The following is a 13,708-nucleotide window of genomic DNA, read 5'->3' as shown; positions in this document are numbered from 1 at the left end:
CTACAATGCGGGTCATGCGCTATCGCCTGGGCATCGTGGGGCATCTTCTGCGGGGAGCCATCGCACTCCTGCTTCTGGTGCTCTGCGTGCACGACTGGCCCGCGGCGCGCGCGCACTGGAGCCTGCCGCAACTGCCGCCGCTGGACTACGTGACAGAGGCGCGTCACTTGCATGCTGCCGGCCAGGAGCAGGCGGCGCTGCTCGTCATCGAAGAAGGCCTACGCCAGCATGCAGCCGCCGATGCGGAGCGCGCCCGTCTGCTCGCACTGCGTGCCGCATTCCATCAGCAGGCGCGCGAAGCGTGGTACGCCCCGCTGCGCTCGGCCGCCATGGGGGCACTGACTGGCCGTGCCGATGACGCGCCTGGTCTGGTGGCAGCCATCGCTTCGGATCTCTTCGTCTTCGGCGATGTGCGCGACCTGGCCATTCAATCCGGACGCGGGCTGCGCGGCGAGGCGGTTGATCCCTTCATCGTCGGGCTATCCATGGCGGGGCTGGCGCTGACGGCACTGCCCGCGGCCGACGGCGGCACCGCCGTACTCAAGGCTGCACGCCGCAATCACGCGCTCAGTCCGGCGTTGTCCACCCATGTCGTGCGCCAGGCGAAGCAAGCGGTGCGTACGGGTGACAGTCGGGCCTTGCGCCGACTCATGAACGACGCCTCCACGCTGAGCGATGCGATGGGGGTCGCCCCGTCCCAACGCGTGCTGCGCCATGTGGTGCACCCGAAGCAACTGCACCACGCCGCGCAGTTTGCGCGCCAACCCGGGGGTGCCTATGCGCTGCATGCCGGCGGGGCGCCGCTGCTGCGCTGGCTACCAACGGCGGACGGCGCGGCCCGCGCCGCCGCATTGCGGGCTGCGCGCATGGGATCCGCGGGCCTGGATCATTTCCTGCGCCATGCCCGTGTGCTCAGTCGTGCACACCCGGCGCTTGGCTTCACTAAAGGCCTCTACAAGGGGCATGTTGCGGCACTGCTGCAGCAGTTCCTGCGCCAGTACGCCGCCTTCTTCGTCGCGCTGGCGGCTGCCTGGTTGTTGCTGGAGCTGGCCGGTCTCGGCCTGCGCCTGCGCGCGCGACACGCCGGTTGAGCCGCCCCGCCCGCAGCCGAGTGGCCGGCCGTGTGCAGGCATGGCAGAGCACGTTGCAGGGATGCGCAGTGCATGGCCGATGGATTGCTAGACTGCGGGCCGACGATCCACAGCCGGGGCCCACATGCATCTCTTGATTCGCCGACGTGATCTGGATTTCCTGCTCTATGAATGGCTCGACGTGGCCGCGCTCTGCAACCACGCGCGTTTTGCCCAGCACGACCGCACCACCTTCGATGCGGTCATCGACGCGGCCGAAACCCTGGCCGAAGAGGAATTTGCCAGCCACGCCGCCGAGCTGGATGCCAACGAACCCACCTTCGACGGGGAGCGCGTCCACCTCATCCCCGCCGTGAAGAAGGCGCTGGACGCCTACATCGAAGGCGGCTTTCTGGGGGCCCCCTTTGACGAGGCCGATGGAGGTCTGCAACTGCCCTATAGCGTCAGCCAGACGGTCAACGCGCTGTTCTCCGCAGCCAACATCGGCACGGCCGGCTACCCCTTCCTGACCGGTGCTGCCGCCAATCTGCTCAAGGTGGTCGGTTCCGAGGCGCAGCAGGCGCGCTACATGCGCCCGATGATCGCCGGCCGCTTCTTCGGCACCATGTGTCTGTCGGAGCCGCAGGCCGGCTCGTCGCTGGGTGATATCCGCACCCGCGCCATCCCGCAGGCCGATGGCAGCTACCGCATCAAGGGCAGCAAGATGTGGATCTCCGGCGGCGAGCACGACCTCGCCGAGAACATCGTGCACATGGTGCTGGCACGCATCGACGGCGCGCCGGCGGGAACGAAGGGCATCTCGCTCTTTGTCGTGCCGCGATCGCACGTCGGCGACGACGGCAGCGTGGGCGCGCGCAACGACGTGCGCTTGGTAGGCCTCAATCACAAGATGGGCTACCGCGGTACCGTGAATACGGTGCTGAGCTTTGGCGACAACGACGCCTGCGTCGGTCATCTGGTCGGCGAAGCCGGGCAGGGACTGGCCGGCATGTTCCACATGATGAATGAGGCGCGCATCGGGGTCGGCATGGGCGCGGCGGTCCTCGGTTATACCGGCTATCTGCACGCGCTGGACTATGCCCGCGGCCGACCACAGGGGCGCAAGGTGGGAAGTCCGCCCAGCGATCCGCCGGTGCCGATCATCGAACACACGGATGTGCGGCGCATGCTGCTCGCGCAGAAGGCCTATTGCGAAGGGGCCCTCGCGTTATGTCTCTACTGCGCCCGGCTGGTCGACCGGCAGGCCACCACCGACGATGCCGAGGACCGTGAGCAGCTCGGCCTGCTGCTCGACATTCTGACCCCCATCGCCAAGGCATGGCCCTCCGAATACGGGCTGGAGGCGAACAAGCTCGCCATCCAGGTGCTGGGCGGCTACGGCTATACCCGCGAATACCCGGTCGAACGCTTCTACCGCGACAACCGCCTGAATCCGATTCACGAAGGCACCAACGGCATCCAGGCCATCGATCTGCTGGGCCGCAAGGTGACCATGCGGCAGGGCGCCGCGCTCAAGCTGCTGTTACGCACCATAGGCGAGACCGCTGAGCGCGCCAGCACGCACCCGGTGCTGCAGGCCTATGCCAAGCAGCTCGCGGAGGCGATCGATACGGTCGCCGGCACCACGCGCAGCGTGATGGAACGCGTGGCCACGCCGGACGTCTATCTCGCCAATGCCAGCGCCTATCTCGACATGCTCGGTCACGTCGTGATCGCTTGGATCTGGCTGGAGCAGGTGCTGGTCGCTGACGAAGCCACCGCGGACGGCGACAGCGATCGCGCTTTCTATGCGGGCAAGCGTCAGGCGACGCAGTACTTTTTCCAGCGGGAGCTGCCCCAAATCGCGCACTGGGCACGCCTCGTCGCCGACGGCGAGGCCAGTGCGCTCGATATGCAGGACGCTTGGTTCTGATTCAGCGGCGTGGCACCGGCGCCACTACCACGGCAGCACGCTGCCGTCGGAGTGCCAGAACGTGCCCGTGTGCTCGAGCGTGAGTCCGTCCATCCGCTGGATGAGTCGTTCGGCGGCTTCCGGTGGATCAATATGACCGTTGCCGTTGGTCATCTCCGTGCGCACGAAGCCCGGGTGCAGGATAGCGACGGCAATGCCGCGCGGTGCGAGATCCACAGCCAGGGACTTGCCCGCTGCATTGAGGCCGGCCTTGCTGATTCGGTAGCCGTACTTCGCGCCCGAATCGTTGTCGGCGATCGAACCCATGCGGGAGGTCATGAGGCCGATCTTGCCGCCTTCGCGCATGCGTGGCAGTAGCGCGCAGACCACGCGAAGAGGGCCCAGGGTATTGATCTCGAACTGATCGCGGATGCGGTCGAAGTCCATGTCATCCAGGCTCTCGGACCGCATCACCCCCGCGTTCAGGTAGAGCGTGTCGATGGCCGTATCCACCAGCGCCGCGCGCAGGGCGGGCATGTGGTCGTCGCGCGAGACATCAATGCCTTCGATGACCGTCAGGTCCAGCGCCTTCAGCGCATCCGAGGCCGCGCGCACTACGGCGATCACGCGCTCGCCGCGTTGCTGCCACTGACGGGCCAGTTCCAATCCGATGCCGCGGTTGGCGCCGGTGATCACGATGGTCTGCTGCATGAAGGACTCCGCGGAAAAAAGGAAGCGGCACGCTAGTTGCCGTGACCGCTCATGTGCAAGTGCGCTGTCCAAGGTGTCCGCTTGGCGTGCTTGACCGGTCGCAGCATAGGGTGTCGCGAGGCGCTTAGCGGCACACCCGGTCAGGCACGCTGGGGCATGCACGCTGGTAAAGCCAGCCCTGGGCGAGTGCCTCGATGCCGAGCGATTCGCTGGGAAATGCGGCGCGCAGGTGGTCGACGAGATCTTGCATGCGCGCCTCCGTCCCGAAGCGTTCCCGATAGAAGCGGGCCAGGGCGTCATCGACGGCATTGGCGCCGACCCGCTCGGCGACCTGCCTGAGAAACTGGGCCCCCTTCATGTAGGGCACGTCGGACCACAGGGGGTGGTCACGCAACCGGATAGCGTTGCAATCGCTTGGGCGCGCCACCGTGTTGACGCGCTCGTCGGTACAGACTCGCTGCAGGCGGCACTCATATTCTGGCCACAGATCAATGCCTTGCTGGTCGAGCGCGCGGGCTGCCAGATAACTGGCGGTGCCTTCGGACAGCGCGAAATCCTCCCAGCACGCCATGCGTACACCATTGCCGAACCAGCCATGCGCCGCCTCGTGCGCGTGGATCTCGGGGCTTCCCATTGCCTCGGAGGCCACATGCCAGAAAGGGTGATGCTCCATTCCGCCAAAGCGCCCCGGCCCCCAGCGGACCGACACCGAGCCGACAACATCGCCAAAAGCGTAGGGCCCGTAGGTCTGTTCGAAGAAATCCATGGACTGCGCGAGGTATTGGGTACCGTCGACGGCGTGCTCGGCCTCACCGGGCAGGTGCCAGAGCTTCACCTCGGTACCGTCGCGGGTCGTGCCCAATGAGAGCACGCGGTAGTCCCCGAGGGCCACGGCTGGCATGTAGGCGGGGGCTGCGGCGGGAATGCGCTGCGGGTAGACGGCGGTGTTTCCCTCAGGCACACCCGACACCGTCAGGCGATAGCGCTGGCCTGCGGCCGGCTCGTCCCGGCACGGGAAGAGATTGCCGCAGAAGTCCGGCCACAGGAAGGAGACACCGGGCTCGGGCATCCAGCCATTGAAGTCGTCCTGCGCTGCGAAGCGATAGTCGATGACGATATCGAGCGGTCCGTCGCTGGATGGCAGGCCAATGTCGAGCTGGCCGTCCTGCTGGCGAAAGCGCAGCGTTCCGAGCGCGCTGGTCACCGAATGAATCTCCAATGCGCCGACGTCAAAGCTGACGCCCGGCTGTTGCGATGCCGCGATCGACACCACGGCCTCGCCGCGCTGCGCTGCCAGGTCGAGACGCAGTGATGTCTCCACCAGCGCGCGCGCACGGTTTTCGACCGGTGCCGGTGGCTCCAAGGGCGCGGAAGGCGCGTCGGGTGATGGTGACGCGGAGCGGCCATCGCCAACGCCGTCACAGGCCACCAGCAGCATCGGTATTGCAGCGACGGCTGCGCGGAGGGTCCTGCTCGGCCACCGCGGCCCCTCCGCCATCCATGCCTGCATCGTCATTGTCCCTGCCTGCCATCGCTGATTGGCCCGGTATAGGTCATGCACCGAGGTGCGCGCAAGCAGGCACACAGCGCACAAGCGAGACCAGGTCGAGATTGCCCGCCCCTGGTGCGGGGAAGTCTGACCGTGCGCGCAGGATGTGGTTGGAGGAGCTACTTCACCATCCGCGATCGCAGCATGCGGGCGGCGAGCGGGAACAGCAGGCCGGTGAAGGCGACGAGATAGAGCGCACTCAGCGCATGGCTGACATCCAGGCTGCTTTCGGCGATGCCGCGGGCGAGATGCACCCCGGGCGTCAAGGGTGCGATCCAGGCGAGTGGTTCAATCCAGTCAGGCAGCACCGCGATCGGAAAGAAGGAGCCGCTGAAGAAGAACAGCGGTGTGGCCAGAACGGTGAACACCAGGGTCAGCGCGGACATGCTGGGCGAGGCCGAGGCCGAGCACAGTCCGACCACACCGAATTGCACCCCGACCAGGAACGAGACCAGCAGGGTGACGGGCAGGGCCGCCAGCGGGAACCACCCCAGCAGGATCGCGAGTGCGCCGATGGCCAGGGTCGAAATCACGCCGCGTATCCCGCCCCACAAGGCCTCACCGGCGGCCAGCTCGGCGACGGTGACCGGGGCGGTGAGCTGTGTCTCCAGTGCGCCTTGCTGGATGCGGTTGAACACGCCCCACGCGGAATCGAAGAGGGCATGAAACATCACCATGCCGATGATGATGCCGGGGGTGACGAAGTGCGAGTAGGGACCATGTCCCGGAATCTCCACGACCAGCTGGCCGACGCCGGAACCCATCGCCACCAGCACGAAGGCAGGTTCGATCAGAAACCAGGTCAGCCCCACTTTCCAGGTGCGCAGCTGGGCGACGCGGTGGCGCTCCACCACGCCGGCGACGCTGCGCAGTCGAAAGTCAGTCATCGACCAGCTCCTTGCCGGTGAGCGTCAGAAACACGTCTTCCAGATTGGCGGGCCGGTGGTGTACCTGCACGCCTGCCAGTGCTGCCACCCGACTGAGATCCGCGCCCTCGTCAGGCAGGCTGAAGACCGCGCCCATCTCGCGCCATGGCACTGCGGCGGCGCTCAGCGCCGCACGCACGGCGCCGCGCTGGGCGTCGTCGCAGCGAATCTCGACGGCACCCCGGCCGGCGTGCGCGGCGATCAGTTCTCGCGGCGGCCCCAGCGCCAGGATGCGGCCCTTGTCCATGATGGCCACGCGGTCACACAGCACGGAGGCTTCCTCCATGTAGTGCGTCGACATGAGCACGGTGACGCCACCCGCCTTGAGTTCGGCGAGGTTCTCCCAGACCCGCGCCCGGCTATGCGGGTCCAGGCCCGTGCTGGGTTCATCGAGGATGATGATGCGCGGTCGCGTCATCCAGGCGCGCGCGATCGCCAGGCGGCGCTTCATGCCGCCCGAGAGCGCGTCCACCTCGTCATTCGCCCGGCCTTGCAGGCCAAAGAAGGCGAGCACCTCGTCGGCGCGCGCGGCCGAGGCCCGGCGCGACAGGCCGCACAGATAGCCGTAGACCGTCAGGTTCTCGCGCACGCTGATCTCCACATCCAGGCCATCCTGCTGCGTGACCACGCCCAGCAATCGGCGGATTTCGCGGCCCTGGGTTCTGGCGTCCAGCCCGGCAAGCTGTACCGAACCGGCATCCGCCGGCGATAGGCCGGCGAGGATGCGCATGGTGGTGGTCTTGCCGGCGCCGTTGGGGCCAAGCAGACCCAGGGTCTCCCGCGGATCGACAGAGAAACTGATCGCATCCACCGCCGTGGCGCTCCCGAATCGCTTCACCAGTGTGTCGACAATGATCTCTGAGGGCATGCGCGAGCCGCTAAGCAGGGTGTGGGTGGGCGCCATGGTAGTGCCCCCCGGCGTCCGTGGTATGGACGAAGCCGCAGCATGGTGGGCGTTGAGGCGTCTGCGGCTGCCGTGCGCAATGTCACGCCGCTGTCGTTGATTGCGGCCCGACGGCAGTCAATACTCGCTGTGGGCAGGGTGCCCGGCAATGGAGGGGCAGGCAATGACGGGACGGGAAGTCGCAGAGGCGCTGGTCGAATGCTGTCGGTCGGGTGAGACCGACAAGGGGTTGGAGACGCTCTACGCCGAGGACGCGGTGTCGGTGGAGGCGATGCAGGGCCCGGGGATGGATAGTCGCGAAACCAAGGGTCGCGCGGGCATCAAGGGCAAGCACGACTGGTGGTACAGCACCATGGAGGAGAACGACAGCACCATCGATGGCCCCTACATGCACGGGGACGATCGCTTTGCCGTGATCTTCGAGATGGACGTCACCGACAGGGCATCGGGAGAGCGCACCCAGATGAAGGAAGTGGGTGTCTACACCGTCGCCGACGGCAAGATCGTGCGCGAGGAATTTTTCTACACGATGTGAGCCGTCTTCCGGTGCGCCCGGTGTCGGTCGAAGCGCAACAGGGCTGGCACACCGGGCGGCTGCTTTGTAGGCTGAAGCGTTGGTTTACCAGGGAGCTTTTCATGCGTAGCAGTCTTTCTGCACTCACGGCGGGTGCACTACTCGCCTTCGCCGTCGCTGTACCAGCTCAGGCCCAGAAGGCCGAGCTGACCGTATCCAGCACGACGTGGTCGGCCGGTGAGTCCGTGCCGATGCGCTCGGTCTATGACGGTTTTGGCTGCACGGGCGGGAACCGCTCGCCGCAGGTGTCATGGTCCCAGTTGCCGGAGGGCACGCAGAGCCTTGCCGTAACCATCTATGACCCGGATGCGCCCACCGGCAGCGGCTGGTGGCATTGGATTGCCTACAACATTCCCGCCGACACGACGGCTCTTGAAGAAGGCGCTGGCACCGCGGACGGCGATGCCCTGCCCGAGGGCGCCTTGCAGGCGCGCAACGACTTCGGTGCGCACGCCTATGGCGGTCCATGTCCGCCTGAAGGGGACGATCCGCACCGCTATCAGGTGCGCGTCTTCGCGCTGCCCATGGAAAGCCTGCCGGTGCCGGAAGACGCCAGCGCCGCGCTGATCGGCTTCCAGCTCAACGCCAATGCCTTGGCCGTGGGCACCCTCGAGGCGACCTTCGGCCGCTAATCGGGAGGCGGTGCCAGGTGCCGCCTTTGCCGTAGCGCGTGGTCCGGCATAGCATCCTGCCGAAAAGGTGAGGAGGAGACCGCCATGCGCTATGGCATTGCTGCTCGCTTGGCCCTTGTCGCCCTGTTGGGCGTGGGCCAGGGCCACGCCCAGTCAGTGCCCTATGTGCCGCTGACGGATGTGTTGCCGCCGCTGTACCAGGACGCGCCGGCTGAAGACCGGACCGCGCGCTGCGGCGTGGACGGCTTGCATTGCGTGCGATTCGTCGAGGCGCAGCTCGCTGAGTGGGAGGCCTTCTTCGGCTGCGATCACCGCGCTGTCTTTCCCACCGTCTACCGGCTGCTGACGCGGGAAGCGCGCCTCCAGCTCGAGAAGGATCCGGGATTCTTCGACGACCCGGCCGGCTTCGGCTTCGAAGCGCTCGCCTTCTATGAACTCTACGAGCAGATGATCACGGACCATCTCGCCGGTCGACCGATCCCGCCCGCCTGGGAGACGGCGATGGCAGCCGCGCAGGAAGGCGACTGGACCGCCCTGCACGACATGCTGCTGGCCATCAACGCGCACGTGCAGCGCGACATGCCCTTCGCGCTGGCGGTAGTCGGGTTGACGTTGCCGGACGGCGCCAGCCGCAAACCGGATCACGATCGCTTCAACCAAACCTTGAATGCGGCCTACACGCCCATCGTCAACGAGATTCAGCGTCGCTACGACCCTTTTCTGCAGGACCTGATGGGTGAGGGCCTGCTGCTCGACAATCTCGCCGCCCAGCAACTGGTGGCGCTGTGGCGCGAAGGGGTCTGGCGCAACGCCGAGCGACTCGTCCGCCATGCCGATAGTGGGCTGGCGCCGCTGACCGCGGACAGCATTGAATGGCAGGCCGAGCTGACGGCCGAGGTGCTCGCCACGGGTGCGATCCCCGGGCGGCGTGCATTGCGCCGCGCGCATTGTGAACGCGTCCTCGCCGAGGATCGCGCGGCGGGCGAAGGCAGTGCAGTGTCGAATGACACCGCGACCACCGCCGGCGGCGGTGCGCCATCGCGGTGGTGGGCATTGGCTGCAGTGCTCGGGCTATGGCAGCGCCGACGCCGCGTGTGCGTTTAGGTGTCGGAGGGCTGCGGATCGGCGATGAAGCCGAGCGTGGCGGGTGCCTGCGCGGCATCGAGGCGGTTCAAGGCCAGGCTGTGCCCGTTGCCCCATGACAGCCACAACCCGGTCGGGCTGCCGCTGGGCTGGGCGAGGGCCTGCGCCAACTGCACCTCATCGACCGGGTTGTCCTCGCCGATCAGCCGGTCGAGCAGCCAATCGCCCTCGGTATCGGCGAGCAGGGCCGGGCCGTGCTCGGTGCTCAGCAGCAGGCTGCCATCCTCGTCCAGCCAGGCGGCGGAAGGTGCCTGCACCTGCGCACCGGTGTGGGTCAGCAGGGCGCCGTCGGCGCCCACCGTCAGAATCAGGGGCGCGTAGGCAAGGCGGACATAGCCGCGCTGCGGGCCGTTCTGGAAGTACCAGGCACCGTCCGCATCCGGGAGGTAGTTGGCGTTGATGGTGTCGATGATCTGCGGGCGCGTGATGCGTTCTCCGCGCACATGCCAGTTGCCGCGGCGGTCGAGAAACAACCATCCGTACAGCGCGGGGACATTGGGCCAGCGCGCCATGGCGCGCAGCATGCGGTCTTCCATGAACTCTCCATGCGGGTGTCGGCGGCCATCATGCCGCCGATGACGCGGATCGGGTCAAGCGGTCGCCGGCATTGCCTCACTGCGGTGCCACACCGCCAGCAGCGATAATGAGGCATGAGCCAGACCCCCATACGCGCGGCGTCCCCGCATGCCCGCCGGTATTACATGGGCGGACTCGCGCTGGCAGTACTGGGCGCGGTGTTCTTCTCCGCCAAGGCCATCGTGGCCAAGCTGCTCTACCGCGAGGGCATCGACGCGGTGACCCTGCTCGCATTGCGCATGCTGCTGTCGGTGCCCTTCTTCCTGCTGATTGCCGCCTGGACCTGGGCGCAGCGGCCACGGCCTTCCTGGCGCGATGCGCTGCACGTCATGGCGCTGGGTCTGCTGGGCTACTACGCCGCCAGCATTCTCGATTTTCTCGGCTTGCAGTACATCACCGCCGGCCTGGAACGTCTGATCCTCTTCCTGACACCCACCTTCGTACTGCTGCTGGGCATGCTGTTCTTCCAGCGCCAGGTGACGCGACTGCAGTGGTGTTCGATGGCCTTCGCCTATGCCGGCATCGTGCTGGTGTTCTGGCACGACCTCTCCCTTGGCGGAGACAGCGTGGTACTCGGCGCGGGGTTGGTCTTCGGTGCGGCGGTCAGCTACGCGATCTATCTGCTGCTGTCTGGCGAACTGGTGGCGCGTGTCGGCACGCTGCGTCTGGTCTCGCTCGCTCTCATCGCCTGCTGCATCGCCAGTCTGCTTCAGTACGCGCTGCTGCGGCCCTTTCCGACCTTGTTCACACAGAGCGCGGCGGTCTGGCAGTTGTCGCTGGTCAATGCGACCGTATGCACGGTCCTCCCCGTGTTCCTGACCATGTTCGCGATCGCGCGCATCGGGGCCGGGCCGGCCGCACAGGCGGGGATGATGGGGCCGGTGTCAACCCTTGGCCTGGCGTGGTGGATTCTTGATGAGCCCTTCAGCGGCGTGCAGCTGGCCGGCACGGGGCTTGTGCTGGCCGGCATCCTGCTGCTCTCGCTCTATCGCGGCGGCGACTGAGCCGACGGGGCTAGGCTGTCACCATCAGATCGGCACGCGCCACCAGCTGGCCATCGGCTGTGCGCAGTTCGACCCGCCAATGGCCGACGGCGTCGGCGGGGAAGCGTTGCTTGCGCGAATAGGTGCGAAAACCGGCCTCGCGCCCGCCTTCGATGGTGGTGGGAATCCGGTCCACCAACTGGCCGTTGCGATGCCATTCGAAGACCAGGGTCTGGCGCAGGCCAAGCGGTGCGCGCACCGATGCGAATGCATGCATGCCCGCGGCCCTGAGCTGATCCGCCGTGATGCGCTGCACCGCAGGGCCGGGCACCAGCGACGCGCTCACCGCTTCGGTCAATCGCATCTGCTGACTCTGAATGCCGACCGGAGGAATTCCGGTGCGCAGCAGCCAGCCCAGGCCGAGCAGCGCTGCCAGCACCAGGGTGGCCATCGTCCAGCGCCGCGGCGGCAGATGACGCAGGGCCTGGACCAGGGCGGGCAGCAGGCCAAGCAGCATCAGACCAGCGGCCATGCGCAGTGCTTGCTGGGTATCCCAGTGCAGCGCCAGCGGCACGACCACCAGCGCGGCGACGAAGGCGCAGAAGGCCTGGAAGGCAAGCGCCCGCCAGGGCACGGAGCAGATGCGGTCCAGGTAGATCCGGTCGATGGTGGTCGCGAGGGCAGCCAGGATCACGAGCGTCAGAAAGACCGGCTGACCACTGCTCCAGTGGGTGGCTGCCCAGACAAAGGGCAGCGCGAAGAACAGGGTTTCCTGATGCAGAGACTGCGTGACCATGCGCAGCAGCGCCGGCGAGACGCGCCCATTGCTGAAGCGGTGCAGGAGCCCGGCGAGGAAGGGTTCCGCCAGAATCCAGCACCAGCTCGCCAGCACCATGAGCGCCACACCCTGCGCCAGCGCCGCGCTGCGCTCGACCAGCAGGTAGCTGGCACAGCCAGCCAGGAAACTGGCCGTGGGCATCAGCACATGGCGCCGGCGCAGCACCCAGCGCGCAGCACGACCGAGGCCATCGCGGCGGCGCCAGGGCTTGCGTTGATGCGAGGGAATGGTGGGCGTCTTCATGCGGTGCACAGCATGCGCACACCGCCTGAGCCCTGCGTGAATGTCAGCGCGGCTGGATGCGGATGGGTAGTCCGTCGCGGGGCTTGGCGATGGGGGCGAGCTGGTAGGGCATGGTGTAGCCCTGGCTGACCGACCATTGCATCTGGCGCAGCATGACGTGCATCACGGCCTTCACCTGCATTTCGGCGAAGTGCAGGCCCAGACACATGTGCGCGCCGCCGCCGAAGGGTACCCAGGCGAAAGGGTGACGGCGATGCTCGGCGCGCTCCGTACTGAATCGCTCGGGGTCGAAGGCGTCCGGCTCAGTCCACCACTGCGGATCGCGATGGGTATACACCGGGAAGATGGCGGCCGAGGTGCCCGCCGGCAGCTCGATGCCATCAATGGAAAAGGGCCGGGTTGCCTGTCGCACCATGGTGGTCAGCGGTGGATACAGACGGAGGGCCTCGCGCAGCACCTGGTTGGTCAGTTCTGCGGCTTCCACCTGCTCGGGCGCCAGATGCGCGCCGCCGATGTGCTCGACATCGGCGCGCAATCGCTGCTGCCAGTGCGGATGCGCGGCAAGGGCGTAGACGATGGTGGTCAGTGCGCTGGTGGTGGTGTCATGCGCCGCCATCATCAGGAAGATCATGTGGTTGACCACATCTTCGTCGCTGTAATGCGCACCCTGTTCGTCACGGGCGTGGCACAGCTGGCTGAGAAGGTCATTGGCCGTGCCGCGGCGGTGCTCGGGAATGCGCGCGGCGATGAAGTCCTCGAGAAAACGGCGGCCGCGCAGGCCGCGGGCATATTTGCGTCCTGCCAGTGGGATGGGCGCGCGTACCACGGCCGTAGAGGCTTCCACCACATCGGTAAAGGCGGTATTGACGGCATCGATTTCCGATTGCAGTTCGAGACCGAGAAAGCAGTCGGCGGCAATGCCCAGCGTCAGCTTCTTCACTGCCGGATAGAAGTGGATGCGCGACTGGCCGGACCAGGTGTGGACGGCCTGCTGGATGTGCGGCTGCATGCGCCGCAGGTAACCATCGAGTGCTTCCTTGCGAAAGGCGGGCTGCATCAGCCGGCGGTGGTGCTTGTGATCGGCACCGTCGCGCAGCATCAGCCCGTGCGGAAACAGGTCGCCGAGAATCGGTGTCCAGCCGTCGTGCGCCGAGAAGATGCCCTCCCGGTCGCGCAGCAGCAGCGCATTGGCGTCCGCGCTGAGCAGGCAGGCGCGTTCGCAGAACAGGAAGTTCACCCGGGAGACACTGCCGAAGCGTCGTTGCTGGCTGCGCGTGAAGGCCAGCGGATCGCGCAGGAATTCCAATGTCTGTCCGATGACGGGCAGGCCCGACGTGCCTGGCACATGCCGCAGATCGCGCCGTGTGGCACTGGGCGGTACCTCGGCGTCGCAGTAGCGCGGGACCGCGCTGTTGTCGGGCATGGCTGTCTCCTGCTGTGTCGTTTCCCACGAGTGTGCCGGACGCTGGACGATCGTTCAATTGCGTGCCGAAGGGCTGCACCCGGAGCGTTCCGGAGCCCAAGCAGGGCCCTGCCCAGCGCGGATGGCTGCCATACCGGAGCAGCCCCCGTGAGCGGTAGGATGTCGCCAGAGGGACGACCGCGGTCGGCCGATGCGGTCAGGGGAGAAGCGTGCGGAAGGAAGGC

General features: G+C 66.9%; 13 protein-coding genes. 6 read left to right on the top strand and 7 right to left on the bottom strand.

Features of this window, described 5'->3' with window-relative positions:
- The first annotated feature begins 14 nt into the window (after positions 1-14).
- Positions 15-1,091, top strand: coding sequence for a hypothetical protein (locus ACOOFO_RS14540; protein ID WP_420427468.1), 1,077 nt, complete (start codon positions 15-17; stop codon positions 1,089-1,091).
- Between the two features lie 124 nt (positions 1,092-1,215).
- Positions 1,216-3,003 carry an acyl-CoA dehydrogenase gene (locus ACOOFO_RS14535; protein WP_420427467.1) on the top strand — a complete coding sequence of 596 codons (1,788 nt, stop codon included), beginning with the start codon at positions 1,216-1,218 and terminating at the stop codon, positions 3,001-3,003.
- Between the two features lie 24 nt (positions 3,004-3,027).
- Here ACOOFO_RS14535 and ACOOFO_RS14530 read toward each other — a convergent pair whose 3' ends face one another.
- From ACOOFO_RS14530 to ACOOFO_RS14515, 4 genes are all read right to left on the bottom strand, one after another.
- Positions 3,028-3,693 carry an SDR family oxidoreductase gene (locus ACOOFO_RS14530; RefSeq protein WP_420427466.1) on the bottom strand — a complete coding sequence of 222 codons (666 nt, stop codon included), beginning with the start codon at positions 3,691-3,693 and terminating at the stop codon, positions 3,028-3,030.
- Between the two features lie 124 nt (positions 3,694-3,817).
- A complete protein-coding gene (locus tag ACOOFO_RS14525; RefSeq protein ID WP_420427465.1) occupies positions 3,818-5,209 on the bottom strand; it encodes a M1 family metallopeptidase in 1,392 nt (463 codons plus the stop codon).
- 152 nt (positions 5,210-5,361) lie between these two features.
- A complete protein-coding gene (locus ACOOFO_RS14520; RefSeq protein WP_420427464.1) occupies positions 5,362-6,129 on the bottom strand; it encodes an ABC transporter permease in 768 nt (255 codons plus the stop codon).
- Positions 6,122-7,072 carry an ABC transporter ATP-binding protein gene (locus tag ACOOFO_RS14515; RefSeq protein ID WP_420427463.1) on the bottom strand — a complete coding sequence of 317 codons (951 nt, stop codon included), beginning with the start codon at positions 7,070-7,072 and terminating at the stop codon, positions 6,122-6,124. The genes ACOOFO_RS14520 and ACOOFO_RS14515 overlap by 8 nt, the downstream gene beginning before the upstream one ends.
- A gap of 163 nt (positions 7,073-7,235) precedes the next feature.
- On the opposite strand from ACOOFO_RS14515, the gene ACOOFO_RS14510 reads away from it, so the two are divergent.
- The 3 genes from ACOOFO_RS14510 (at position 7,236) to ACOOFO_RS14500 (ending at position 9,382) form a co-directional block, all read left to right on the top strand.
- Positions 7,236-7,607, top strand: a complete 372-nt coding sequence (locus tag ACOOFO_RS14510) for a SnoaL-like domain-containing protein (protein ID WP_420427462.1) — start codon at positions 7,236-7,238, stop codon at positions 7,605-7,607.
- Positions 7,608-7,708: 101 nt separating this feature from the next.
- The gene (locus ACOOFO_RS14505) at positions 7,709-8,278 is read left to right on the top strand and encodes a YbhB/YbcL family Raf kinase inhibitor-like protein (RefSeq protein WP_420427461.1); all 570 of its coding nucleotides are present in this window, start codon (positions 7,709-7,711) and stop codon (positions 8,276-8,278) included.
- Between the two features lie 84 nt (positions 8,279-8,362).
- The gene (locus ACOOFO_RS14500; RefSeq protein ID WP_420427460.1) at positions 8,363-9,382 is read left to right on the top strand and encodes a DUF5995 family protein; all 1,020 of its coding nucleotides are present in this window, start codon (positions 8,363-8,365) and stop codon (positions 9,380-9,382) included.
- Here ACOOFO_RS14500 and ACOOFO_RS14495 read toward each other — a convergent pair.
- Positions 9,379-9,957: a DUF2946 family protein gene (locus ACOOFO_RS14495; protein ID WP_420427459.1), complete on the bottom strand. Its 579-nt coding sequence runs from the start codon at positions 9,955-9,957 to the stop codon at positions 9,379-9,381. The two genes, ACOOFO_RS14500 and ACOOFO_RS14495, sit on opposite strands and share 4 nt — an antisense overlap.
- A gap of 114 nt (positions 9,958-10,071) precedes the next feature.
- On the opposite strand from ACOOFO_RS14495, the gene ACOOFO_RS14490 reads away from it, so the two are divergent.
- On the top strand, positions 10,072-11,001 hold the full coding sequence (locus tag ACOOFO_RS14490; RefSeq protein ID WP_420427458.1) for a DMT family transporter: 930 nt from the start codon (positions 10,072-10,074) through the stop codon (positions 10,999-11,001).
- A gap of 10 nt (positions 11,002-11,011) precedes the next feature.
- Here the strand turns inward: ACOOFO_RS14490 and ACOOFO_RS14485 are convergent, their stop codons facing one another.
- Positions 11,012-12,061: a DUF5924 family protein gene (locus ACOOFO_RS14485; RefSeq protein ID WP_420427457.1), complete on the bottom strand. Its 1,050-nt coding sequence runs from the start codon at positions 12,059-12,061 to the stop codon at positions 11,012-11,014.
- Positions 12,062-12,104: 43 nt separating this feature from the next.
- The gene (locus ACOOFO_RS14480; protein ID WP_420427456.1) at positions 12,105-13,484 is read right to left on the bottom strand and encodes a cytochrome P450; all 1,380 of its coding nucleotides are present in this window, start codon (positions 13,482-13,484) and stop codon (positions 12,105-12,107) included.
- Between the last annotated feature and the right edge of the window lie 224 nt (positions 13,485-13,708).

It is taken from the genome of Algiphilus sp. (assembly GCF_965216485.1).
In the GTDB taxonomy this organism is placed as follows: Bacteria; Pseudomonadota; Gammaproteobacteria; order Nevskiales; family Nevskiaceae; genus Algiphilus.
The sequence above is the reverse complement of the archived record's forward strand: the minus strand, read 5'-3'. Positions and strand labels throughout refer to the sequence as shown.

What these genes read in the sequence shown, in the direction of transcription:
- ACOOFO_RS14530 (WP_420427466.1), bottom strand. Translation starts at nt 3,693, where the DNA reads ATGCAGCAGACCATCGTGATCACCGGCGCCAACCGCGGCATCGGATTG.
- ACOOFO_RS14535 (WP_420427467.1), top strand. Translation starts at nt 1,216, where the DNA reads ATGCATCTCTTGATTCGCCGACGTGATCTGGATTTCCTGCTCTATGAA.
- ACOOFO_RS14515 (WP_420427463.1), bottom strand. Translation starts at nt 7,072, where the DNA reads ATGGCGCCCACCCACACCCTGCTTAGCGGCTCGCGCATGCCCTCAGAG.
- ACOOFO_RS14485 (WP_420427457.1), bottom strand. Translation starts at nt 12,061, where the DNA reads ATGAAGACGCCCACCATTCCCTCGCATCAACGCAAGCCCTGGCGCCGC.
- ACOOFO_RS14490 (WP_420427458.1), top strand. Translation starts at nt 10,072, where the DNA reads ATGAGCCAGACCCCCATACGCGCGGCGTCCCCGCATGCCCGCCGGTAT.
- ACOOFO_RS14510 (WP_420427462.1), top strand. Translation starts at nt 7,236, where the DNA reads ATGACGGGACGGGAAGTCGCAGAGGCGCTGGTCGAATGCTGTCGGTCG.
- ACOOFO_RS14480 (WP_420427456.1), bottom strand. Translation starts at nt 13,484, where the DNA reads ATGCCCGACAACAGCGCGGTCCCGCGCTACTGCGACGCCGAGGTACCG.
- ACOOFO_RS14500 (WP_420427460.1), top strand. Translation starts at nt 8,363, where the DNA reads ATGCGCTATGGCATTGCTGCTCGCTTGGCCCTTGTCGCCCTGTTGGGC.
- ACOOFO_RS14520 (WP_420427464.1), bottom strand. Translation starts at nt 6,129, where the DNA reads ATGACTGACTTTCGACTGCGCAGCGTCGCCGGCGTGGTGGAGCGCCAC.
- ACOOFO_RS14525 (WP_420427465.1), bottom strand. Translation starts at nt 5,209, where the DNA reads ATGACGATGCAGGCATGGATGGCGGAGGGGCCGCGGTGGCCGAGCAGG.
- ACOOFO_RS14540 (WP_420427468.1), top strand. Translation starts at nt 15, where the DNA reads ATGCGCTATCGCCTGGGCATCGTGGGGCATCTTCTGCGGGGAGCCATC.
- ACOOFO_RS14505 (WP_420427461.1), top strand. Translation starts at nt 7,709, where the DNA reads ATGCGTAGCAGTCTTTCTGCACTCACGGCGGGTGCACTACTCGCCTTC.
- ACOOFO_RS14495 (WP_420427459.1), bottom strand. Translation starts at nt 9,957, where the DNA reads ATGGAAGACCGCATGCTGCGCGCCATGGCGCGCTGGCCCAATGTCCCC.